A 22,297-nucleotide genomic window follows, 5' to 3' on the forward strand; every position below is an offset into this window, starting at 1 on the left:
TGGCGGGCCAACCTGCGGAAATGACGGTCAAACCCTTAGTGTATCTGGAAAGGACGCCTCTGGGCAGGTGTGGGTCTCGGCTGCGGAGTCGCGGATTGGCCCCCGGAAGCCGGAACGGGATCCCCGGGGCCGGGCCTTCTCCACAGCGGGTCCACAGGGGGGGCGGGCCACGGTTGTGGAAACTGGACCTAACATGAGTATTGTCACTGGATGCTATTAAGAAGGGAGTGCACCAGTTTGTGGAAATCGGCATCCTTCTGCATGCGGTTCTTGACGGAGTCGATGGCGTTCATGACGGTGGAATGATGCATTCCATTGAAGCTGTTGCCTATTTCCGTGAAGGAGGCGGCGGTGAGTTCGCGCGACAGGTACATGGCCACCTGGCGGGGCAGGAGGATCACCTGCTGCCGGGTCTTCTTCTTCATGAGGTCACTGAAGGAGATGTTGAAGGTCTCGGCGGTCATGCGGCAGATGCGCTCCATGGATATGGATGCGGTGGCCTCGGACCCCGTCTGGCCCAGGAAGGCCTCCTGGGCGACGCCCAGGCTGGGAGAGACGCCCAGGAAGCTGCTTTGGAACACGACCCGGGTGAGCAGGCCCTCCAGGTCGCGCACGCTGCCCTTGGCCTTGTGGGCGATGAAGGTGATGACGTCCTCCGGGACCTCGGGCAGGTCCTTGAAGACCTCGTCGTCCAGCTTCTTGCGCAGGATGGCCACGCGGGTCTCGAAGTCGGGCGGTTGGATGTCGGCCGTGAGTCCCCACTTGCACCGCGTGATGAGGCGGTCGTGGAGGCCCTCCAGGCGCTGGGGGGGCTTGTCCGAGGTGATGACGATCTGCTTACCGTACTGAAGGAGGTATTCGAGGATATAGAAGATCTCCTCCTGGGTCCGCTCCATCCGGCCCAGGGTCTGGACGTCGTCCAGGAGCAGCAGGTCGTTCTGCTGGTACTTCTTGCGCATGGGTTCGGTGTTCTTGGCCCGGATGGCGATGGTGAGTTCGTTGAAGAAGTTGTCCACCTTCAGGTAGGCCACCCGGAGGTTGGGCGCCTTGGCCAGGATGCCCTTGCCGATGCCGATCATCAGGTGGGTCTTGCCCAGGCCCGAGCCCCCATAGATGAAGAGGGGATTCATGTTGAGGGTCGAATTGGGCTTGCCGTGGCTCTCCACGACGGCGTTGGCGGCGGCGAAGGCCAGCTGGCTGCTGGGACCCACCACGAAGCGGTCGAGGGTGTAGCGGTGGAAGCCCTGGGGGAAGGGCGAATCCAGCGGCGCTTCCTGGACGACGGGGTGCGCGCCCTTGCCCTTGGCGGGCGGGGCGGGGGCCTTGGCGTCCCCCGCCACCATGAAGCCAAGGCGGAGGTTGGCCAGGTCGCACTGGACCAGCACGTCGTGGAACTCCTCGGCCAGCTGCTGCTCGATCCAGATGCGCGCCGAGGGGGAGGGAACCTGGATCAGGAGGGTTGTCCCGTCGAAGTTCACGGCCTTGCACGGCTCGATCCAGTCGTGGAAGGTGCGCTCGGGGAGGTGGGTGGCCAGGCCTTTGCGTAGGGTTTCCCAGAGAGCGTGTGGATCGTTCGTTTGCATGGGAGGCCCTTTTTCGATGGTGAACCCGCGCTGCCCGCTGCGGTGGAACGCAGCGGGCAGCGCCTCGGGATCGTCCCGGAACTCCGGTCTGGATTCGGGAGAACTACTTTATCACCTGGAACCGGAGGTTGGGACCTCTCTTTGGGGTTGAGAGATCGAAGACCTGCTGGTAGCCTCGAAGGTTCGCCCTTTCCTTCAGGATGGGGCCATGAGGTGGACCATGAAGCGGACTTTTCAGCCCAACAACCGTCGCCGCGCCAAGACGCACGGCTTCCTTTCCCGCATGAAGACCAAGAACGGCCGTCTGGTGCTCAAGCGCCGGCGCGCCAAGGGCCGGCACGTCCTCGCACTTTAAGTGCCATGAGGGTGGCCGGGACCTATCGGGTCGTGCGGCGCCAGGATCACGCGGTTCCCGAAGTCGTTCCCCGCCCGTTGCTGGGCAAGGAGCAGGCCTTGGACGTCCGGGTGTGGCGCATGGCCTCCGGCGTTGAGCCTATGCTCCTCGTGAACGCGTCCCGCAAGCAGGGGCGCGCCGTGCAGAGGAACCGGTTCCGCCGCAGGGTCCGAATGGCCTTTCTGCAGGTGCTCCGTGAACAACCTTCCCTGGGAGGCAGCCTCGGCGTCGTGTGGGTCCGTCCCGCACGCAGCGCCAAGAAAGGCTGCCCATTCTCGTACCTGGAAATCGTCGGCCAGATCCGTCTGGCCCTGAGCCGTTGGGAACCCCGATGAACAACCGCAATATGGTGATCTTCGTCGTCGCCAGCATCCTCATGCTGGTTGGCTACAACTACGCCATGAACAAGTTCTATCCCCCGAAGCCGGTGCCCCCGGCGGCCAAGGTAGCGCCGGCGTCCACCCCCGCCGCTCCCGCCCCGGCCCCCGCGGCGCAGGCCGTCCTGCCGCCGGTTCCGGGCGCGGTGGATCCCACGGCGCGGTTCACCCTCAAGAATGACGGCCTCACCCTCACCTGGCGCAAGCAGGACGGCGCGCTGGTGCAGGTGGAATGGGCGGACGGCACCCCCTTCCTGCCCCAGGCCCACAAGGACAAGGATGGCCACGAGGTCGCCCAGGACTTCCCCGGCCTCGGCAGCGCCTTCCAGAGCCGCTTCGAGGGCGACCCTGCGGTGACGCCCGTGGAAGGCGGCCGGGAGGTCGTGTTCACGTCCGGCCAGGGCGACAAGCTGACCTACCGCGTGCCCCACAAGGGCCACGTGGTCGAGATGCGATGGTCCAGCCCCCGGGGCGCCGGCCTGAACCTCCTGCCCATGCCCTCCAGCCTGTTGAGCGTGCACAACCTGGGCCGGGTGTTCACGCTTGATGCCAAGAAGGTCAACGACGTCACCTGGACCGACATGATGAAGGACCCCTTCTTCAGCTTCGTGGGCGCCAAGCGCAAGGTCCTGCCCCCGGCCTCCTCCCGCCTGGGCATGGACGCCGGCCTGGACCTGGGCTCCAAGGGCCAGCGCGCCTGGTACTTCGCCGCCATCTGGGACGCTTCGGCGACCACGGTGCGGGATGTGGCCCAGGGCTACAACCTGATGCCCGACGCCTCCGGGAATGCCTCGGCCCGCCTCTACCTGGGGCCCAAGCAGGCTGAGGAGCTCGGCGCCTTCCATGCCCCCGGACGGCCCGCCGACGGCAAGATCTTCCAGAAGATCATGGATTTCGGCTTCTTCGGCCTGGTGGCGCAGCTGCTGTTCCTGATCCTCCGCGGCATCCACCAGGTGGTGCCCAACTGGGGCTGGTCCATCGTCCTCCTGACCCTGGTCATCCGCGGCGCCCTGTGGCCCCTGAACACCAAGACCACCGTCCAGATGGTCCGCATGAAGGAACTGGAGCCCCACCAGAAGGCCCTCCAGGCGAAGTACGAGAAGTTCGGCAACGACATGGCCAAGAAGGCCGAAATGCAGAAGGAGCTCATGGCCTTCTACAAGAAGAACGGCCACAACCCCATGGGCGGCTGCCTGCCCATGATCCTCCAGATGCCGGTGTTCTTCGCGCTCTGGTCCATGCTGAACGCCGTCTACGAGCTGCGGCACGCACCCTTCGCGTTCTGGCTCAAGGACCTCTCCGCCCAGGACCCCTACTACGTGCTGCCCATCCTCATGGGCGTCTCCATGATCGTGCAGCAGGCCATGACCCCTTCCGTGGGCGATCCCACCCAGCGCAAGATGATGATGGTCATGATGCCCGTCATGTTCACCTTCTTCTTCGCCACCACCCCTTCGGGCCTGTGCCTCTACTACCTGATGTTCAACCTCATCGGCATCCTGCAGACCTGGCTGGTCATGCGGAGCTACAAGCCCCAGCCCGTGGTGGCCTGAACCGGAGGAAACATGCGCAAGGCCGCTTTGCCCCTTGAACAGGTTCCCGAGCGTGTCGCCCAGTTGTGCGGCCACCTGGGCCTGAAGGTAACCGCCGAACCCGGGCCTTCCGGGGACGAGACCCTCTTTCCCAACCGCATCGTCCTGGACGGGCCGGACGCCCACTGGCTGGCTGCCAACAAGGGACTGGGGCTGGACGCCCTGCAGTTCCTGGTTCACGAAGCCCAGGGCGAGCGGGAGGAGAACCGGCAGGCCTACCTGGACGTCCAGTCCTTCCGCCTCTTCCGCATGAAGGAAGTGGTGGCCATGGCCGGGATGGCAGCCGAGCGGGCCAAGACCCTGGGCAGCTATACCTTCGCCTCCCTGAGCCCCCGGGAGCGCCGCTGGGTTCATCTGGTGCTCAGCCGCCAGCCTGGTTTTGCCACGGAGAGCGAAGGCACGGGCACCTTCAAGGCCCTGAAGGTGACCCGGGTCTAGACCCCCAGGGTCCCCATGCTCGAGCCCATCTGCGCCCCGGCGACCCCGCTCCTGCCCTCGGCCATCGCCGTGGTGCGGGTCACGGGCGCCAGGTTGGCTGAGCGTTTGTCCTCCCTCCTGGACCTGCCTCCCGCCCGTCAGGCGGCCCTACGCACGCTAGCCTGGGAGGGCTACCGGGAGCGCTGCCTCGTGATCCACTTTCCCGGGCCCGGAAGCTACACGGGCGAGGACTTGGTGGAGTTCCAACTGCACGGGAACCCCCTTCTGGTGCGGCGCTTCCTGGAGCATCTGGGGGGGCTGGGCATCCGCATGGCCGAACCGGGGGAATTCAGCCGGCGGGCCTTGCTCAACGGGAAGCAGTCGCTCCTGGAGGTGGAGGCCCTCCGGGACCTGGTGGGTGCCGCCACGGACACCCAGCTGCGCCAGGCCCAGGCGCGAAGCGGGGGGGCGCCCGCCTGGATCGCCCGGGCCCGGGAGGCCCTGGCCCCGTGGATGGCCCGCGCCGAGGCCAGCGTGGACTACGGGGAGGAGGAGGGCATCGGCCTGGACCTGGAAGCCATGCGGAGCGCCCTGGCGGAGGTGTCGGCGCTGTTCCACGTGGAACAGGGCAGGGCGGCGGGGGCCAAATGGCTCCGGGACGGAATCCGGGTTGCCCTGGTGGGCCGGCCCAATGCCGGCAAGAGCACCCTCTTCAACGCCCTGGCCGGCCAGGACCGGGCCATCGTCACGGAGGTGCCCGGCACCACCCGGGATGTCCTGGAGGTGAGGGCCCAATGGGCGGGCCTCCCCCTGTACCTCTTCGACACGGCCGGATTGCGCCAGACCCAGGACCCCGTGGAGCGTCTGGGCGTCGCCCGGGTGAGGGAGGTGCTGGAGCAGGTGGACCTGATCCTCCACCTGGTGCCGCTGCCGGACCCCGCGCCGGACCCCGCCATCCTGGAGCGCCTGGAGCCCTTCAACGCCAAGGTCGTCACCGTGCGCAACCAGGCGGACCTCGGGGGCGCCCCCGGCGGGGACCCTTGCATCTCCGCGGCCACGGGCGACCTGGCGTCCCTGGCGGAGGCCCTCCAGCGTCGCTTCCTGGGTCCCCTGGCGCCGGACGCGTGCCTGGGCGCCCTGGACACCGCCCGCCAGCGCGGGATCCTGGACGACCTGGTGGCCCAGATGGACCTCCTGTGCGGCCTGGACCCCGGCGCCCCGCCGGAGGTGGCCGCCTCCCTCCTCCAGGGCGCCTGGGGCCTCCTGGCGCGGCTCACGGGGGAAGATCGCGCGGAGACGTCCCTGGATCAGCTGTTCTCGGGGTTCTGCCTTGGGAAGTGACATAGACTGGATCCGGAGCGGCACATGAATCCTGGTTTCGAGGCGGTCATCGGGCTGGAGGTCCACATCCAGCTGTCCACCCGTTCAAAGATGTTCTGCGGGTGCGCCAACGCCTACGGAGGGGAACCCAATTCCCGCACCTGCCCGGTGTGCCTGGGGCTGCCCGGCGCCCTGCCGGTCCTCAACGGGGAGGCCGTGACCGCGGCCCTGCGCCTGGGCCTCGCCGTGGAGGCCGGGCTGAGGCGCAGGAGCACCTTCTACCGCAAACAGTATGTCTATCCCGACCTGCCCAAGGGCTACCAGATCACCCAGGGACCCGTGGCCATCGTGGAGAACGGTCACGTCATGATCCCGGGCGACCCCCGGGTCCGGGGGGCCGAGGGGCCCGTGCGGGCGGGCATCGAGCGGGCCCACCTGGAGGAGGACGCGGGGAAATCCATCCACGACGCCCACGGGCGGCAGTCGCTGGTGGATTTGAACCGGGCGGGGGTGCCCCTCCTGGAGATCGTCGGGGCCCCGGACCTGCGCAGCGCCCAGGAGGCGTCCGACTACCTCAAGGCCCTCCACCGCCTGGTGACCTTCCTGGGCATCTGCGACGGGAACCTGGAGGAGGGGTCCTTCCGGGCCGACGCCAACATCAGCGTGCGGCGCCCCGGGGAACCCTTCGGCACCCGGGTGGAGATCAAGAACCTCAACTCGTTCCGGTTCGTGCGCATGGCCCTGGACTACGAGTTCGCGCGCCAGACGGCCCTCCTGGAGAAGGGGGAGTCCTTCGACCCGGAGACCCGCGGGTGGGATGCGGACAAGGGGGAGACCCGGAGCCAGCGCAGCAAGGAAGCGGCCATGGACTACCGGTATTTCCCGGAGCCGGACCTGCCCGCCCTGGTGCTCACCGAGGCCGAGATCGAGGCGGCCGCCGCGTCACTCCCGGAACTGCCGGAAGCGCGGTGCCGGCGCTTCATGGCCCAGCACGGGCTGTCCGCCTACGAGGCGGGAATGCTGCTCCAGACGCCTTCCTTCGCCGCCTACTTCGAGGAGGTGGCGCGGGCCGCCGGCAACGGGAAGCAGGCCGCCAACTGGATGCTGGGCGAGGTGAGCCGCACCTTGAACGAAGGCGGCGGGCGCCTGGAGGACCTGGGGCTGGCCCCCGGGACCCTGGCGGAACTGATCCGCCTGGTGGCCGAGGGCACCCTCAACCTGAACACCGCCAAGGAGGTGGTCTTTCCCGCGCTGCTGAGGGGGGAGGGCACCCCGGCCGGCCTGGTGCGGGACCGGGGGCTCGCGCAGGTGACGGACCGCGCCGCGGTGGTGGACCTGGTGGAAGCCGTGCTGGCAGCCCATCCCGGCCAGGTGGAGGCCTACCGCGCCGGGAAGGTGGCGTTGCGGGGCTTCCTGGTCGGACAGGTCATGAAGGCCGGCAAGGGGCAGGTGGACCCTCGGCTGGTGAACGAGGCCCTCGACGAAGCGCTGGCAGGGTAGGGGGTCCCGTGGAAGAGCCGCCCGAATCCCTAGAGGACGAACTGGAGCGCGAGGCCCTGCAGGACCCCGCGGCCCATTCCAGGGACGACCACGATCCCCAGCCCACCTTCTGGAGGGTCCTCGTGCTCGTCCTGGTGGCCGTGGCTGCGTTATCCGTGGTGTTCGGACTGGCAAGGTGACATGGAGGCCGGGGCCCGGGGGTGATACCATGGCCGCGATGCGGGGCGCGCCAAGGCCCCGGGGGAGCGAAGCATGGATCCAAAGGGTTGGGGCCTGAGCACGACTGCCATCCATGCCGGCAAGGCGCACAACGGAACCCGCTCCGTGACGACGCCCATCTTCCAGACCTCGGTGTTCGAGCTCATGGAGAATGCGGAGGGGGCGGAGTTCGCCAATGCCGTCGAGCCTCCGCAGTTCTATACGCGATGGGGCAATCCCAACTTCAGCGAGGTCCAGCAGGTGGTGGCCACCCTTGAAGGGGCCGAGCGAGCGCTGGTGGCCAGTTCGGGCATGAGCGCCTTCGCCACGGTCTTCGATACCTTCCTCAAGGCGGGCGACCACGTGGTGGCGCCGGCCGCGGTGTACCTGGGCACCGAGCAGCTCCTGCGCGCCTGGGAGGCCCGCAAGGGCCTGAAGATCACCTGGGTGGAGAATTCCCTGGACGTGGCGGAATGGGAGGGGGCCGTCACGGAGCGCACCCGGTTGATCCTGACGGAAACGCCCTCCAACCCGACCCTGGCCGTCACGGACCTGGCGGCCATCGCGGCCATCGGACGGCGCAAGGGCGTGCGCACGGTGGCCGACAACACCTTCGCGACCCCCATCTTCACCAAGCCGGTGGAACTGGGCATCGACCTGAGCATTTCCAGCGCCACGAAATACCTGGGCGGGCACTCGGACCTGGTGGCCGGGGTCATCGCGGGCACCGAGGCCGACATCGCGGCCTGCTGGGCCACGGCCAAGATCACGGGCCCCACCCTGGATCCCTTTGCCGCCTGGCTGCTTCACCGGGGACTGAAGACCCTCTACCTCCGGGTGCGCAGGGCCTCGGACAACGCCCAGTCACTGGCCGCATGGCTGCTTTGGCAGCCCCAGGTCGCCCGGGTGGACTACCCCGGCACCAAGGACCATCCGGGCCACGAAGTGGCCAGCCGACAGATGAACGGCGGTTACGGGGCCATGATGAGCTTCGAGCTGCGCGGTGGCCTCCTGGCGGGGCAACGGTTCTGCGAGGCCCTTGGGATCATCACCCGGGCGGTGAGCCTGGGCGGGGTTGAAAGCCTCATTCAGCACCCCGCGAGCATGAGCCACCTCCGCACGCCCCCCGAAGTGAAGGCGCGGTTGGGCATCACGGATGGGCTCCTGCGCTTTTCCGTGGGCATCGAGGACGAGGCGGACCTCAAGGCCGACCTGGAAAGCGGCTTCCTTGCGGCCGACGCGGCGAGGTAGCAGGTGAAGCTGATCCTCAACGGCAAGGAACGCGAGACGCCCGACCTGGCAACGGTGGCGGACCTGGCCCAGTGGCTCCTGCTGCCGGCCTTCGGAAGCGCGGTGGAACTGAACGGCGAGGTGGTGCGCAAGGCCAGCTTCGGCACCACGGCCCTGAAGGACCTGGACCGTCTGGAAGTGATCCGCCTGGTGGGGGGCGGCTGATCAGAGCACGGACAGGACGTCCCAGGACCCGCCGGGGAATGCCGTCCGGGCCCGGAGCACCCCCAGGCGGGAGACGTCCAGCCGCACCGGTGCGCCGTGGGCGGGTTCGTCCGACACGAACCTATGGAACTCGTCCACGAGGCCCTCTTCCAGGAGGCGCCGGGCGAGGATGCCGCCCCCTTCGAACAGGACCCGCCCCACGCCCCGGGCCACCAGTTCGTGCAACAGGTGCTTCAGGCTGACGCCGCCGGGACCCGGCGGAAGGTGGAGGTCCTCCACCCCGCGGATGGGCGGGCAGTCCTCCGTCAGGGCGCGCAGAACCGGTTGGCCGGCCACCGGAAGCCACACCTTCCGGGAGCCGGGCAGGCGCCCCTGGCTGTCCAGGACCACGCGCAGGGCCTGCCGGTGGGGCGGGGTGGGTTGGGGCCAACGGTCGGTGAGCCGGGGGTCGTCCACCTCCACGGTCCAGCGGCCCACCACCAGGGCCTCGGTGGCCCGGCGAAGGGCGTGGGCGAGGTTCTGGATTTCAGGGGAGGTCACCTGGGTGCTCTGGCCCTCGGGGCCCAGGGAACCGTCGGCCCCCAGGGCCAGCTTCAGGACCACCCAGGGGAGGCCGGTTCGGATCAGCTTGAAGAAGGGAGCGTGGAACCGCGAACACGCCAGGCCCAGCACCGACTCCGCGACCTCGATGCCGTGGGAGCGGAGGATGGCGATGCCGCCGCCGTCCACCCGGGGGTTGGGGTCCTTGACGCCCACCACCACCCGGGCGATGCCGGCCCGGATGAGGGCCTCCGTGCAGGGCGGGGTGCGGCCGTGGTGGCAGCAGGGCTCGAGGGTGACGTAGGCCGTGGCGCCCCGGGTGTCCTGGTCCCTCAGCTCCGCGTCCCGGAGGGCCATGATCTCCCCGTGGGGATCGCCCGCCCGGGTATGGACGCCCTGGCCGATGACGATCCCGTCCTGCACCAGGACGCACCCGACGGGCGGGTTGGGGCTGCTGAGGCCCACGCCCGACATGCCCTGGCGGATGGCCAGCGCCATGAAATGCTCGTCCCCCATGCAGGCGTCCGGATCCGGAAAGGGTCCGCCACAGGCCAGCTCCCAGGCCAGGGAACCGGTGAGGGGCCGGGGTGCATCACACATCGAGGAGGCCATCCACGAAGGTCTCGGGATCGAAGGGAATCAGGTCGTCCACCTGTTCGCCCACGCCCACGAAGGCGATGGGGAGCTTCAGCCGTTCCAGGATGGCCACCGCCACGCCTCCCTTGGCGCTGCCGTCCAGCTTGGTGAGGATCAGGTCGGTGATGCCGGCGGACTGCTTGAAGGCTTCGGCCTGCACCAGGCCGTTCTGTCCGGTGGTGGCGTCCAGGACGAGGATGACGCGGTGCGGGGCCTGGGGGATGACCTTCTGGAGGCTGCGGCGGATCTTGTCCAGTTCCCGCATGAGGTGGTCCTTGGTGTGGAGCCGGCCTGCGGTATCCACCAGCACCCAGGGGATGCCCCTGCTCAGCGCGCTGGTGGCGCCGTCGAAGGCGATGGCGGCGGGGTCGCCGCCCATCTGGTTGCGGATCACCGGTACGCCCGCGCGCTTGCCCCACAGCTCCAGCTGATCGATGGCCGCCGCCCGGAAGGTGTCGCCCGCCACCACCAGGACGTCCTCGCCCCGTTCCTTGAGGTGGGCGGCGAGCTTGCCCAGGGTGGTGGTCTTGCCGACGCCGTTCACGCCCACCAGGAGGCACACCTGGGTGCCCTGCGCCGCCAGGGGGCGGGGGGGGACCTGGTTCAGGATCTTCAGCAGCTCGTCCTTGAGCACGGCCTTGGGGTCGATGTCGCCGGAGCGCTTCATCTCGAACCGGAGCCGGTCCATGAGCCGCTTGACGCCGTGGACCCCCAGGTCGGCCTGGAGGAGCAGGTCCTCCAGTTCCTCCAACTGGTCCTCGTCCAGGCGGCGCAGGCCCAGGAGCCGGCCCATGGGGGCCAGGACCAGCTCCTGGGTGCGCTGGAGTCCCTGCTTGAACTTGTTGAACAGATCACCAAAAAGACTCAAAGGAACCTCGGGGGGGCGGGGTGCGCGGTTCCATGTGGAACATCGCCCTTACGCTTGAAAAGGGGAAGCTTCGAAAATTACAGGGTCATTTCCTGGCGCGGGATTTCTTGCGCTTTTCCGGGCAGGTCCAGCCCTCCAGGGCGAACTCGAAGACCTCCTCCACGTGCTTGACCGGGTGGAAGTGGAGCTTCTTCCGCACCTCGGGGGCGATCTCCTCCAGGTCCTTCTGGTTGGCGAAGGGGATGATGATCTCCTTCACGCCCACCCGGAGGGCGGCCAGGGACTTCTCCTTGAGGCCGCCGATGGGCAGGGCCTCGCCCCGGAGGTCGATTTCGCCGGTCATGGCGAAGGTGTTGAGCACGGGCAGGCCCTTGAGGACGGACAGGAGCACGGTGGCGATGGCCAGACCGGCGCTGGGGCCGTCCTTGGGAATGGCCCCCTCGGGGAAGTGGATATGCAAGTCGTTCTTTTGGAACACTTCAGGGTCGATCTCGAAGGCGTCGCTGCGGCTGCGGATGTAGCTCAGGGCCGCCTGGGCACTTTCCTTCATGACGTCGCCCAGCTGGCCGGTGAGCACCAGCGCGCCCTTGCCGGGCATCTTGAGCGCTTCCACGAAGAGCACTTCGCCGCCGGTGGAGGTCCAGGCCAGGCCGGTGACGACGCCCACCCGCGGCGCCTTGAGCCTCTCGTCCTGGAGGAGCTTCACGGGGCCCAGGAGGTCATGGACGTTCTTGTCGCTGAGGGTGATCCGCGTCTTCAGGTCGCCCTCGGCCACCTTGCGGGCCACCTTGCGGCAGACCGTGCCGATTTCCCGTTCCAGCTGCCGGAGGCCCGCTTCGCGGGTGTACCCGGTGATGATGGCCTGGAGGCCCTTGGGGCTGAAGGCCACCTGCTTGTCGGTGATGCCGTTCTTCTCGAGTTGCCGGGGGATGAGGTGGCGTTCGGCGATGCCGACCTTCTCCTCCAGGGTGTAGCTGGAGAGGTGGATGATCTCCATGCGGTCCCGGAACGCGGGCTGGATGGGATCCAGTTCGTTGGCGTTGGTGAGGAAAAGCACCTGGCTGAGGTCGATGGGGACGTTCATGTAGTGGTCCCGGAACGTGTGGTTCTGCTCGGGATCCAGCACCTCCAGGAGGGCCGCGGAGGGGTCGCCGCGCATGTCCCGGCCGATCTTGTCCACCTCGTCCAGCATGATCACGGGATTCATGGACTTGACCTGGTGGAGCGCCTGGATGATCCGTCCGGGCATGGCGCCCACGTAGGTGCGGCGGTGGCCCCGGATCTCGCTTTCGTCGTGGACGCCGCCCAGGGAGATGCGGCTGAACTTGCGGCCCAGGGCCCGGGCGACGCTCTTGCCCAGCGAGGTCTTGCCGGTGCCCGGAGGGCCTACGAAGCAGAGGATGGTTCCCTTGTGCTCGGGGTTCAGCTTGCGCACGGCGAGGTACTCCACCAGGCGGTCCTTGATCTTCTCCAGGCCGTAGTGGTCCTCGTCGAGGATCCGCTTGGCCTCCTTCAGGTCCAGGTTGTCCTCGGTGGTGGTGCCCCAGGGCATTTCCGTCATCCACTCCAGGTAGGTGCGGGTGACGGCGGTCTCGCTGCTGTCCGGGTGCATGCGCTCGAGCTTCTTGAGGTTGCGGTCGATCTCCAGGAGGGGCTCGTCCGGGACCTTCATCTTGGCCATCTTGTCCCGGAAGGCCTGGATCTCCTCGGCCAGTTCGCTGCCTTCGCCCAGCTCCTGCTGGATGGCCTTAAGCTGCTGGCGCAGGTAGTATTCCCGCTGGCTCTTGTCCATTTCGCCGCGGGCTTCCATGGTGATCTTCTGCTGCACTTCCAGGAGGTCGATTTCCCGCATGAGCAGTTCGTTCACGCGCTTGAGGCGCTGGGTGGGGTTGGCGATTTCCAGCACTTCCTGCATCTGGGGGGGCTTGAGGTCCAGGTTGGAGGCCACCAGGTCCGCCAGGCGCCCGGGGCTGTCCAGGTTGGACGCGATCACCAGGACCTCCTGGGGAAGGTTCTTGCCAAGGGCCACGGCCTTCTCGAGGGTCTGCTTCACGGAGCGCAGGAGGGCGTCCAGCTCGATGTTCCGCTCCGAGATCTCGGACTCCGAGAGCACTTCCACCTTGGCCTTGAACTGGCTTTCGGTCTCGGTGAAGTACTCCACCCGCACGCGCTGGAGCCCCTGCACCAGGGCCCGCACGCGGCCGTCGGGAAGCTTGAGGACCCGCATGATCAGCGCGGCGGTGCCCACCTTGTAGAGGTCCTCGGGGCCCGGATCGTCCATTTCCATCTGCTTCTGGGACAGGAGGAGGATCATCCGGCTCTCCACCAGGGCGGTGTCCACCGCCCGCAGGGATTTCTCCCGGCTGACCGAGAGGGGGAGGATGACGTAGGGGTAGACCACCACGTCGCGCAAGGGCAGGACGGGCAGCACGTCGGGGATCCTGGGGGACTCGTCAACGATCTGGGGGGCTAGGATTTCTTCGGCCACGGCATACCTCGAGGTCTCAGTTTAACTTGGTGCGCATCAGCGGGGCTTGCGCCGCTTCGGATGCCCCGGGCGCTCGGGTTCGACGCCGGGGAAAAGCGGGGTGGATTCGAAGGGAAGGCCGTCGGCGGCGGGGGGCGGCTCGCTGGGCGCCGGCGGCGCGGGGGCGCGGGCGGGAGGCGCCGGGCGGGATGGGGGAGCGGGCCGGGCCGGCGCCGCGGCGGGGGGCACCATCAGGCCCTCCAGGGCCTTCACGAAGTCGGGGAGGTCCTTGAAATCGCGGTAGACGCTCGCGAAGCGCACGTAGGCCACGGAATCCAGCCCCTTGAGGGCATCCATGACCATTTCCCCCAGCTGCCGGCTGGGCAGTTCCCGATCGCTCATCTCCATGAGGCGGGCCTGGATGTCCCCGGCCACCTCCTCCAGCCTGCCCAGCGGCACGGGGCGCTTCTGGCAGGCGGCGGTCATGCCGCGCATGAGCTTGTGGGGGTCGAAGGCTTCCCGGCGGCCGTCCTTCTTGACGATGAGGATGGGCAGCTCCTCCAGGCGCTCGTAGCTGGTGAAGCGTCGCCCGCACTTGAGGCACTCCCTGCGGCGCCGGATGGCATCCCCTTCCCGGGATTCGCGGGAATCCACCACCTTGTCTTCGATATGGCCACAGAAGGGGCAACGCATGCCTCCAGAGTAACCCAAAGGCATGGGCCCGAGCCGCGCTGTTCCACGTGGAACAGGGGCCCGGGGCCGGAAAACCCTCATCCTGGATGGAACGTTGGCCGATAATGAGGTGCCATGACCGACGGCGTTCCGTCCCTTACCTTCCCTGCCGTCGCGGAGGACCCCCGCCGCGCCGCCCAGGGTGCGTCCGGGAAGGCAGGGGACGGAAAGGCCGCCAAGCAACCTGGTGGTCCGACGGCAAAGGCCTCGGGCGCCGCGGACACCCTCAACCTCTCCCCGGAAGCCAAGGCCGAGGTGGCCAAGCTCCAGGCCCGGGACGCGGCCGTGAAGGCCCATGAGGCCGCGCACATCGCCGCCGGGGCCGGGGTTGTCACCTCGGGGGCGAGCTACGCCTACCAGCGGGGACCGGACGGCCGGAACTACGCGGTGGGCGGAGAGGTCTCCGTGGACACCTCCCCCGTGAAGGACAACCCCCAGGCCACCCTCGTCAAGGCCGCCCGCATCATGGCGTCCGCCCTGGCTCCGGCGGACCCTTCGGGGCAGGACCGGTCCGTGGCCGCGGAGGCCGCTTCCATGGCATCCCAGGCGTCGGCGGAACTGGCGCGGGAGGGCGCCAAGGCGACCGGCCCCAAGGCCGGGGTGGGGAAGGGGCCCTACGGTGAAACGGCCAAGCCCAACGGAGCGCCCGGCAGCTTGGTCGACACGGTGGCCTGAGTGGGGTGAATCCCGAGGCCGGGGAACCCCGCCCGGGTCCTGGTACCGGACGGTGAAAACCGTCACACCCCATCCTGAACCCCTGAAGGCGAGGCATCGGGGGCGGCGCCATGGTACCCTTCACGGTGAACGGTTGATCATCGTTTCCCACTCTTTATGAGGTTGCCCTATGCGCTACCTGCCCACGGCCCCTTCGGAGGATCGCGCCCTTCTCGACGCCATAGGCGTGCAGAGGGCCGAGGAACTCCTTGTGGGGATCCCCGAATCCCTTCGCCTTCACCGGGAACTGAACCTTCCGGGTCAGCTGTCCGAGCAGGAAGTGCTTGCGGAAATGCAGGGGTTCGCCGACTTGAACACACGGTTCACGGCGCGCTTCCTGGGTGCCGGGGCCTATGACCATTTCGTGCCTTCCGCGGTTGACCAGATGATCAACCGGCAGGAGTGGTTCACGGCCTATACGCCCTACCAGCCCGAGATCAGCCAGGGCACCCTCCAGCACATCTTCGAATACCAGACCCTCATGTGCGACCTGACGGGCCTGGAAGTGGGCAACGCCAGCCTCTACGATGGCGGCACGGCCTGCGTCGAATCCGCCCTCATGGCGGTGCGGCTCCAGAAGAAGAAGAACACGATCCTCATCTCCCAGGGGCTCCACCCCCACTACCAGGAGGTGCTCTGCACCAACATCACGCCCCACGAGGGCCTGAAGCTGGTGGTGGTGAACCTCAAGGACGGCGTGACCGACCTGGAGGACCTCAAGGCCAAGCTGAACGGCGACGTGGCCGCGTTCCTGGTGGGCTACCCCAACTTCCTGGGCTGCGTGGAGGACCTCGCGGCCATCGGGGAGCTGGCCCACGCCGCGGGCGCCCTGGTGGTGTCGGTGACCCAGGAGGCCCTGAGCCTCGCCTGGTTCGAGGCCCCGGGCCGCGCCGGCGCCGACATGGCCTGCGGCGAGGCGATGTCCTTCGGCAACCGGCCCAGCTTCGGCGGGCCCTTCCTGGGCTTCCTGACGGTCAAGGACGCGCAGAAGCGCGAAATCCCCGGCCGCGTGGTGGGGCAGACCCGGGACCTGGACGGGACGACCGGCTACGTGCTCACCCTCACCGCCCGCGAGCAGCACATCCGGCGGGACAAGGCCACCAGCAACATCTGCTCCAACCAGGGCCTGGTCGCCCTGCGGGCCAACATCTACCTGCAGCTGGCGGGCCCCGAAGGCCTCCAGGGCCTGGCGGCCCAGAACGCCGCCAAGGCGCAGTACCTGCGGGACCGGCTGCTGGAACTGCCGGACTTCACGGCTCCCTACGCCGCTCCCTTCTTCAACGAGTTCGTGACGGAATACAAGGGCGACATGGCCACCCTGCAGGCGGAATGCGCCAAGGAGGGCATCCTCCCGGGCCTTGACCTTACGCCCTACGCGGCCAGCCTCAAGAACCGGATCCTGTGGTGCGCCACGGAACTCAACAGCCGCGAACAGATCGAGCACCTCGTCGAGGTGCTGGCCCGCGTTCCCAGCGTGGTCGGATAAGGACGAAGCCATGATGAACCGCACCCGCGAACCCCTCATCTTCGAGCGCTCCGTGGCCGGCAAGGTCGGCATGGACCTGCCCAGGCTCGACGTTCCCGCCGCCAAGGACACCCGTCCGGCGCACCTCAAGCGCACGACCTTCAACGCGCTGCCCTCGGTCACCGAGGTGGACGTCATCCGGCACTTCACGCGCCTTTCCAAGTGGAACTACGGCGTGGACGACGGCCTCTACCCGCTGGGCTCCTGCACCATGAAGCACAATCCCCGGCTGAACGAGAAGACCGCGGGCCTTGACGGCTTCTGCGACAGCCATCCCATGACAGGCGCCGCCCACGTCCAGGGCAATCTGGCGGTGATCCACACGCTCCAGGAGTGGCTCAAGGAGATCACCGGCCTGGCCGCGGTCACCCTGCAGCCCAGCGCCGGCGCCGCCGGAGAGCTCACGGGCGTCATGCTCATCCGCGCCTTCCATGTGGCCCACGGCCGCAAGCGCCGGGTGATCCTCATCCCCGACAGCGCCCACGGCACCAACCCCGCCACCGCCGCCATGGCGGGCTACGAGGTGGTGGAGATCGCCTCCCAGGCGGATGGAACCGTCAGCTTCGAGGACGTCGTGGACGCCTCGGGCAAGGTGAAGAAGGGCCTCACGACCCTCCTGGCCGAGCTGGGCGAGGAGGTGGCGGGCCTCATGATCACGAACCCCAACACGCTGGGCGTGTTCGAATACCGCATCAAGGACATCTGCGACGCGCTGCACGGCGTGGGCGGGCTGGTCTACATGGACGGCGCCAACATGAACGCCCTCGTGGGCGTGGCGCGGCCCGGCGACTTCGGCGTGGACGTCATGCACCTCAACCTCCACAAGACCTTCTCCACCCCCCACGGCGGCGGCGGCCCCGGTTCGGGGCCCGTGGCCTGCTCCGCGGCCCTGGAGCCCTTCCTCCCCCGGCCCGTGGTCGTGCGGGAGACCCGGACCGTGGGCGAAGGCCAGGTGCCGGCGCACAGCTACCGCCTGGACTGGGACCGGCCCCAGAGCATGGGCAAGGTCCACACCTTCTTCGGCAACTTCGGCATCCTGGTGCGCGCGCTCACCTACTGCGCCAGCCACGGCGGCGACGGCCTCAAGGCGGCCACCCTGCGGGCCATCGTGAACGCCAACTACATCCGCAAGCAGCTGGAGGGGACGTACCACCTGGAATACCAGACGCCCACCCTGCACGAGGTGATCTTCGACGACAGCTACCTGGCCCAGCACGACATCCACACCCTGGACGTGGCCAAGGGCCTCATCGACCGCGGCTTCCATCCGCCCACCATCTACTTCCCGGCCATCGTCCACGGCGCGCTGATGATCGAGCCCACCGAAAGCGAAGGCAAGGAGGAGATGGACGCCTTCATCGATGCGATGAAGGACATCGCCCGGGAAGCCGCCGAGAACCCCGACGCGCTCCACCAGGCGCCGGTGCTGGCGCCCATGCGCCGGCTGGACGAGACCACCGCGGCCCGGAAGCCCGTGCTGCGCTGGACCCGGCCCCAGTAGCATCCCCTTTTCGTCGAAAGCCCCCCCGGGTCACCGGGGGGGCTTTTTCATGGGGTGGGCCGGCCGGCCTCGTTCCAGGCCACCAGGATCAACTGGGCGGTGTGGTGGCCGGCCCGGGCCAGCTGGTCCAGGACCGTCCCCTCCTGTCTGCGGGCGAAGGCCATCCAGTAGCTCCCGGACGGGGTCCGGCCGGGCGCCGGGCCGGAGGCGCGATCATCGGCCAGGAGGGCGGGGACCAGGGCGTGCGTTTCCTCCAGCCAGCGCCAGGGGGCCTGGAGGAGGCCCGGCTCCAGGGCGGCGGGACGGACCTGGGGCTCCGTCGACAACCGGTCCACCAGGCCGGTCTCCCAGCGGCTGTGGATACCTCTTTGGCCCGTCGCCTGACCGTCAAAGCTGGAGACGGTGTGGAGCGGCACGTGGAGATCGCCCACGTAGTGGCTGAGGACGGCGGCCTGGAAGGCCACCTGGGCGCGGTCGGCCTTCCGGAAGGCTTCGGTGAGCAGCTTGACCCGGTCCTGGACCACCCAGGGCACCTGGCCGGCCCGCTGGAAGATGGCCGGACCGACCCTTTCCCGCGCTTCGCCGCGGAGGGTGGGCACCTGCCCCGGGTAGCGGTCCATGTCGAGGAAGTGCCGGGGGCCCTCCTGGGCATCCTCCTTCCATTCGTCCGGATCGGAACTGTGGGCCTGCACGAAGGCCTCCCGCCCCTTGAACCAGGCGGAGGGGCCCTGGGGCAGGTCCTCCAGGGCGAGGCGCGCCACGATCCGGTGCCCCTTGCGCCCCCAGGCGGCCAGGGGGGAAGGGGCGAGGACAGCGAGGAGAAGGAGAAGTGGGGTGGACCTCATGGGTCCATCCTAAGGTCATCGTGAGGGTTGTGCCGATCCGGTCGGGTAGGAGACCGGGGGCCGGGGCTTTCCGGCGCGGGTCCAGGCGTACAGGATCATCTCGGCGGTGCGCTGGGCGGCGAGGTTGAGCTGCTCTTTCACGTGGGGCCCCTGCAGCTCCATGAAGGCGGTCCAGTAGGCGTCCTGCTGGGCCTGTCCTTTCTCGGGGGGGCCGAGCCTGGCGTCCAGGTCGTCCCGCAGGAGCCCGGCCACGAGGTTGTGGCTCTGGCGGAGCCACGCCCAGGGTGCCTTGGCGGGCTCGGGGCCCAGAACGGCGGGCCGGACTTCAGGTATCCATCCATCCCGTTCCACGATGCGTTCGACCAGACCCCTTTCCCAGCGTTTGTGCACGCCATGCTGGCCGGTGTCATCCCCGTTGTGGTTGGTGGTGGTGTGCAGGGGCACCTGGAGGTCGGCCACGTAGTGGCTGAGGATGGAGGCCTGGAAAACGACCTCATACTCATCCTGGGCGGAAAAGGCCCGGGTGAGTTCCACCACCCGCGCCAGGATGGTCCAGGGCACCTGGCCGGAGGCCTGGAACAGGTCGGGGCCCACCTGGTTCCGGGCGGTGTCCTCGTCCAGGGGCACGTTTCCGGGACCTCCGTAGGGTTCACATTCCAGGTGGTGCCGGGGCCGCTCGGAAGGGTCGGTCACCTTCCAGGTGTCGGGATCGCTGGCGTGGTCGGCCATCCTGGCTTCCATGGTGGGGTGGAACCACATGGCCACGGCGGGAGGGAGGTCCTTGACGGCGCCGCGGGCGGCAAGGCGGTGGCCCTGGTCGCTCCATGCGGAGGCGGGAAGCGCCGCGAGGGCGGCGGTGGTCAGGAGGCAGGCGAGTCTGGTCATGGTTCCTCTGAAAAGGGTCCCGGAGGCCGGGACAAACCATGAGCCTGTGCTCGTTGCATTTATGAGTTAAGGGAATGATTTGTAAAAATAAATCATTCGCTTTCGCGGAAGGTCACCTTGTTGATCTCGGCCAGGGTGGTGACGCCCTGGCGCACCTTCTCCACGGCGCTTTCCCGCAGGCTCTGCATGCCGTAGCTCCGGGCGGCCTCCTTGATCTCGCGCACCGAGGCCCTGCGCGTGATGAGTTCGCGCAGGTCGTCGTTGAGCCCCATGAACTCGATGATGGCCTGCCGGCCGCGGAAACCGGTGCCGCTGCATTCGATGCAGCCAACCTTCTCGTAGAAGGTGGCGGTGCGGGCCCAGGCCTCGGTGAGGCCGTTCTCCTTGAGCTCCTGGGCACCGGGGGCCGCGATGGGACGCTTGCACTTGACGCAGAGCGTGCGCACCAGGCGCTGGGCCAGGATGCAGTTGAGGGCGGAGACGAAGTTGTAGACCTCCACGCCCATGTGCTGGAAGCGGCTGAGCACGTCCAGGGTGTGGTTGGCGTGCACGGTGGTGAACACCAGGTGCCCGGTGAGGGCGGACTGGATGGCGATCTGGGCGGTCTCGGAATCCCGGATCTCGCCCACGAGGATCTTGTCCGGGTCGTGGCGCAGGATGGACCGGAGCCCCACGGCGAAGGTGAGGCCCTTCTTCTCGTTGACGGGGATCTGGGTGACCCCCTCCAGCTGGTACTCGACCGGATCCTCGATGGTGATCAGCTTGTCCTCGGGGCTGCGGATCTCGCTGAGGACGGCGTAGAGGGTCGTGGTCTTGCCGCTGCCGGTGGGGCCCGTGACCAGGAACATGCCGTAGGGCTCCCGGGCGAAGCGGCGGAGGCGGGCCAGTTCGGTGGGGGAGAAGCCCAGGATGTCCAGGCTCAGGCTCTTGAACTCCTCGCTGAGGTTCTCCTTGTCCAGGATTCGGATGACGGAGTCCTCGCCGTGGATGGTGGGCATGATGCTCACGCGGAAGTCGATGGCCCGGCCCCGCACCTTGAGCTTGAAGCGCCCGTCCTGGGGCTTGCGCTTCTCGGCGATGTCCAGTTCCGACATGACCTTGATCCGGCTGATGATGGGCGACGCGAAGCGCCGGTCGATGGGGTCGGCGGCTGCGTAGAGGCTGCCGTCGATGCGGTACTTGATCTGGAATCCGGTGCTGGTGGTCTCCAGGTGGATGTCGGAGGCCCGGCGCTGCAGGGCGTTGAAGATGGTGGTGTCCACCAGGCGGATGATGGGCGCCTCCTCCTTGTCGGTGAGGTTCTCCAGGTCCAGCACGTCCTCGTCGATGTCCTCCTCCCGGAGCACCTGGACCCGGAGGGCCTCGCCGGCCTCTTCAAGGACCTTCTGGCCTGATTCGGACTTCTTGAGCACCACCTGGATCTGCGCGAAGGGGGCCGCCGCGAAGCGCAGGGGACGCTTCAGGTGCATGCGGAGCAGGTCCTGGGCCACCACGTCGAGGGGATCGGCCATGGCCAGCCAGAGGGCGCCGTCCCGCTCGTGCACCGGGACAAATCGATGTTTCAACATCAAATCCAGGGGGATCGCCTGGAAAAGGGCGAAATCCACCGGTTCCCGGGTCAGGTCCAGGGAGGGGTAGAGGGAGGCCGGCCGGTATTCGGTCTTGGTAAGTTCCTCTGCTGCCAAGACCGTGGTCATTTCGCCGGCGAGAAGGGGACTTCCGGGTTCAGGTTGGGAGGAGGGTGGGGTTACCATGGTCTAATAGTGTGTCGGTTTGACCAGTGGTTCAAACGGTCTTATTGACTAAATTCCCCGGGTATCCTTCATTGACCGGCCTTGGGCCTGGATACCACAATGGAAATCCTAACGACCGCTCCCCCGGGAGGTGCCATGCGCAGTTATGTTCCAGTTTTATTGCTGATACTGGTCGCCATCGCTTTGCCGGTGGTGATCTGGGGCATTTCCAGAGTCGTTCGTCCGCATATACCCACCGCGGCCAAATACTCGACCTACGAATGCGGAATCAAGACCGTCGCCGAGGCCCGGGAAAAATTCTCGGTGCGCTACTACCTGGTGGCCGTCATGTTCCTGGTGTTCGACGTGGAAACGGTCTTCCTCATGCCCTGGGCCATCCAGATGAAGGAACTCGCCATCTTCGGCCTCGTCGAGATGGGCATCTTCCTGTTCCTCCTTCTCTTCGGTTACGGGTACATCTGGTCCAAAGGAGCCCTCACATGGGAATGATGAATCAACCCTCCGCCTTGGAGAACATCCTCATCACCACCAAGGTTGAGAAAGTCATCAATTGGTCCCGGGCCACCAGCGTCTGGCCCATGACGTTCGGGCTGGCCTGCTGCGCCATCGAGATGATGGCCGCCGGCGCTGCGCGCTTCGACTTCGACCGCTTCGGGTGCGGCATCTTCCGGGCCTCACCGCGCCAGGCGGACCTGATGATCGTGGCGGGGACCGTGACCTACAAGATGGCGCCCATCATCAAGCAGCTCTACGACCAGATGCCCGAGCCCAAGTGGGTGATCGCCATGGGCAGCTGCGCCACCGCCGGCGGGCCCTTCGACAGCTATCACACGATCCAGGGGGTGGACAAGGTCGTCCCCGTGGACGTCTACATTCCCGGCTGCCCGCCTCGCCCCGAGGGGCTCCTCTACGGGTTCATGAAGCTCCAGGACAAGATCATGGCGAGCAGCATGGCTGACCGCTACAAGGAAATCTTCGAGGCGGTGGGCTGACC

General features: G+C 67.7%; 21 protein-coding genes and 1 pseudogene. 14 read left to right on the plus strand and 8 right to left on the minus strand.

Annotation, left to right across the window (positions count from 1 at the left end):
* Positions 1 to 203: 203 nt before the first annotated feature.
* The gene (gene dnaA / locus ACZ5LB_RS14975) at positions 204 to 1,583 is read right to left on the minus strand and encodes a chromosomal replication initiator protein DnaA (RefSeq protein WP_464603012.1); all 1,380 of its coding nucleotides are present in this window, start codon (positions 1,581 to 1,583) and stop codon (positions 204 to 206) included.
* A 220-nt stretch (positions 1,584 to 1,803) separates the two neighbouring features.
* On the opposite strand from dnaA, the gene rpmH reads away from it, so the two are divergent.
* The 9 genes from rpmH (at position 1,804) to thiS (ending at position 8,836) form a co-directional block, all read left to right on the plus strand.
* Positions 1,804 to 1,938, plus strand: coding sequence for a 50S ribosomal protein L34 (rpmH, locus tag ACZ5LB_RS14980; protein WP_005035876.1), 135 nt, complete (start codon positions 1,804 to 1,806; stop codon positions 1,936 to 1,938).
* Positions 1,939 to 2,036: 98 nt separating this feature from the next.
* On the plus strand, positions 2,037 to 2,312 hold the full coding sequence (locus tag ACZ5LB_RS14985; protein ID WP_464603013.1) for a ribonuclease P protein component: 276 nt from the start codon (positions 2,037 to 2,039) through the stop codon (positions 2,310 to 2,312).
* On the plus strand, positions 2,309 to 3,907 hold the full coding sequence (locus ACZ5LB_RS14990) for a YidC/Oxa1 family insertase periplasmic-domain containing protein (protein ID WP_464603014.1): 1,599 nt from the start codon (positions 2,309 to 2,311) through the stop codon (positions 3,905 to 3,907). Before ACZ5LB_RS14985 ends, ACZ5LB_RS14990 begins: the two co-directional genes overlap by 4 nt.
* 12 nt (positions 3,908 to 3,919) lie before the next feature.
* Positions 3,920 to 4,384: a R3H domain-containing nucleic acid-binding protein gene (locus ACZ5LB_RS14995; RefSeq protein WP_464603015.1), complete on the plus strand. Its 465-nt coding sequence runs from the start codon at positions 3,920 to 3,922 to the stop codon at positions 4,382 to 4,384.
* A gap of 15 nt (positions 4,385 to 4,399) precedes the next feature.
* A complete protein-coding gene (locus ACZ5LB_RS15000; RefSeq protein WP_464603016.1) occupies positions 4,400 to 5,704 on the plus strand; it encodes a tRNA modification GTPase in 1,305 nt (434 codons plus the stop codon).
* 24 nt (positions 5,705 to 5,728) lie between these two features.
* A complete protein-coding gene (gene gatB, locus ACZ5LB_RS15005; protein ID WP_464603017.1) occupies positions 5,729 to 7,183 on the plus strand; it encodes an Asp-tRNA(Asn)/Glu-tRNA(Gln) amidotransferase subunit GatB in 1,455 nt (484 codons plus the stop codon).
* A gap of 8 nt (positions 7,184 to 7,191) precedes the next feature.
* Positions 7,192 to 7,362 carry a hypothetical protein gene (locus ACZ5LB_RS15010; RefSeq protein WP_464603018.1) on the plus strand — a complete coding sequence of 57 codons (171 nt, stop codon included), beginning with the start codon at positions 7,192 to 7,194 and terminating at the stop codon, positions 7,360 to 7,362.
* A gap of 73 nt (positions 7,363 to 7,435) precedes the next feature.
* Positions 7,436 to 8,632 (plus strand): trans-sulfuration enzyme family protein, encoded by a 1,197-nt coding sequence (locus ACZ5LB_RS15015; RefSeq protein WP_464603019.1) that lies wholly within the window; start codon positions 7,436 to 7,438, stop codon positions 8,630 to 8,632.
* A gap of 3 nt (positions 8,633 to 8,635) precedes the next feature.
* The gene (gene thiS, locus ACZ5LB_RS15020; protein WP_464603020.1) at positions 8,636 to 8,836 is read left to right on the plus strand and encodes a sulfur carrier protein ThiS; all 201 of its coding nucleotides are present in this window, start codon (positions 8,636 to 8,638) and stop codon (positions 8,834 to 8,836) included.
* Here the strand turns inward: thiS and ribD are convergent, their stop codons facing one another.
* The 4 genes and pseudogenes from ribD to nrdR all read right to left on the minus strand — a co-directional run.
* Positions 8,837 to 9,976, minus strand: coding sequence for a bifunctional diaminohydroxyphosphoribosylaminopyrimidine deaminase/5-amino-6-(5-phosphoribosylamino)uracil reductase RibD (gene ribD, locus ACZ5LB_RS15025; RefSeq protein WP_464603021.1), 1,140 nt, complete (start codon positions 9,974 to 9,976; stop codon positions 8,837 to 8,839).
* On the minus strand, positions 9,969 to 10,880 hold the full coding sequence (gene ftsY / locus ACZ5LB_RS15030) for a signal recognition particle-docking protein FtsY (protein ID WP_464603022.1): 912 nt from the start codon (positions 10,878 to 10,880) through the stop codon (positions 9,969 to 9,971). The genes ribD and ftsY overlap by 8 nt, the downstream gene beginning before the upstream one ends.
* Before the next feature lie 85 nt (positions 10,881 to 10,965).
* Positions 10,966 to 13,368: an endopeptidase La gene (gene lon, locus ACZ5LB_RS15035; RefSeq protein WP_464603023.1), complete on the minus strand. Its 2,403-nt coding sequence runs from the start codon at positions 13,366 to 13,368 to the stop codon at positions 10,966 to 10,968.
* A gap of 180 nt (positions 13,369 to 13,548) precedes the next feature.
* Positions 13,549 to 14,040 (minus strand): annotated as a pseudogene (gene nrdR, locus ACZ5LB_RS15040) (transcriptional regulator NrdR); the annotation flags it as partial.
* Positions 14,041 to 14,154: 114 nt separating this feature from the next.
* On the opposite strand from nrdR, the gene ACZ5LB_RS15045 reads away from it, so the two are divergent.
* The 3 genes from ACZ5LB_RS15045 to gcvPB all read left to right on the plus strand — a co-directional run bounded on the left by ACZ5LB_RS15045 (position 14,155) and on the right by gcvPB (position 17,819).
* Complete coding sequence (locus ACZ5LB_RS15045; protein WP_464603024.1) at positions 14,155 to 14,754, plus strand: putative metalloprotease CJM1_0395 family protein; 600 nt, start codon at positions 14,155 to 14,157, stop codon at positions 14,752 to 14,754.
* Between the two features lie 169 nt (positions 14,755 to 14,923).
* Positions 14,924 to 16,279, plus strand: a complete 1,356-nt coding sequence (gene gcvPA / locus ACZ5LB_RS15050; protein ID WP_464603025.1) for an aminomethyl-transferring glycine dehydrogenase subunit GcvPA — start codon at positions 14,924 to 14,926, stop codon at positions 16,277 to 16,279.
* Positions 16,280 to 16,289: 10 nt separating this feature from the next.
* Positions 16,290 to 17,819, plus strand: coding sequence for an aminomethyl-transferring glycine dehydrogenase subunit GcvPB (gene gcvPB, locus ACZ5LB_RS15055; RefSeq protein ID WP_464603026.1), 1,530 nt, complete (start codon positions 16,290 to 16,292; stop codon positions 17,817 to 17,819).
* Positions 17,820 to 17,866: 47 nt separating this feature from the next.
* On the opposite strand, the gene ACZ5LB_RS15060 is transcribed toward gcvPB, so the two are convergent.
* The 3 genes from ACZ5LB_RS15060 to ACZ5LB_RS15070 form a co-directional block, all read right to left on the minus strand.
* A complete protein-coding gene (locus ACZ5LB_RS15060; protein ID WP_464603027.1) occupies positions 17,867 to 18,664 on the minus strand; it encodes a S1/P1 nuclease in 798 nt (265 codons plus the stop codon).
* 15 nt (positions 18,665 to 18,679) lie between these two features.
* On the minus strand, positions 18,680 to 19,549 hold the full coding sequence (locus tag ACZ5LB_RS15065; protein ID WP_464603028.1) for a phospholipase C/P1 nuclease family protein: 870 nt from the start codon (positions 19,547 to 19,549) through the stop codon (positions 18,680 to 18,682).
* A 92-nt stretch (positions 19,550 to 19,641) separates the two neighbouring features.
* A complete protein-coding gene (locus ACZ5LB_RS15070; protein WP_464603029.1) occupies positions 19,642 to 21,246 on the minus strand; it encodes a GspE/PulE family protein in 1,605 nt (534 codons plus the stop codon).
* Positions 21,247 to 21,438: 192 nt separating this feature from the next.
* Between ACZ5LB_RS15070 and ACZ5LB_RS15075 the strand changes: the two genes are divergently transcribed.
* Both ACZ5LB_RS15075 and ACZ5LB_RS15080 read left to right on the plus strand, forming a co-directional pair.
* Positions 21,439 to 21,792 (plus strand): NADH-quinone oxidoreductase subunit A, encoded by a 354-nt coding sequence (locus tag ACZ5LB_RS15075; RefSeq protein ID WP_464603030.1) that lies wholly within the window; start codon positions 21,439 to 21,441, stop codon positions 21,790 to 21,792.
* Positions 21,792 to 22,295: an NADH-quinone oxidoreductase subunit B gene (locus ACZ5LB_RS15080; protein WP_394366855.1), complete on the plus strand. Its 504-nt coding sequence runs from the start codon at positions 21,792 to 21,794 to the stop codon at positions 22,293 to 22,295. Before ACZ5LB_RS15075 ends, ACZ5LB_RS15080 begins: the two co-directional genes overlap by 1 nt.
* Positions 22,296 to 22,297: the final 2 nt, after the last annotated feature.

It is taken from the genome of Mesoterricola sp. MK458, from assembly GCF_055384935.1.